The sequence below is a fragment of the Micrococcus sp. GbtcB5 genome, from assembly GCF_019091605.1.
GTDB lineage: Bacteria > Actinomycetota > Actinomycetes > Actinomycetales > Micrococcaceae > Micrococcus > Micrococcus luteus.
Genome location: NZ_JAGXJK010000259.1, coordinates 1 through 257, shown reverse-complemented (window position 1 = coordinate 257; position 257 = coordinate 1). Strand labels below are relative to the sequence as shown.

1 protein-coding gene is annotated in these 257 nt (G+C 81.3%); it reads right to left on the bottom strand.

Annotated elements, in window-relative coordinates; genetic code table 11:
* On the bottom strand, positions 1 to 257 hold a 257-nt coding region (locus KVS67_RS12270; protein ID WP_254629370.1), incomplete at both ends, for a sterol carrier family protein.

The window sequence follows — 257 nt, the reverse complement described above, 5'->3', positions numbered from 1 at the left end:
GGGCGCGGGGCCCGCCCCCCCGCCGGGGGGCCCCCCCCCCGCCGGCCGCCGTCGCGTCCACCCAGGTCGTCAGCCCCGTGGCCAGGGACAGCCATGTCACGGCGACCATCTCCACGACGTTGGGCGGGGTGCCGCGTGTGTGCCGGGGCCCGGGGAGGCACTGGGCGGCGCCGAAGGGCGGCACGCGCACCTCCACCGTGTTCCCGGGCACGCGGGGCGCCAGCTCCTCGTGCGCGAAGCGCACCGCCGTCGCCCGC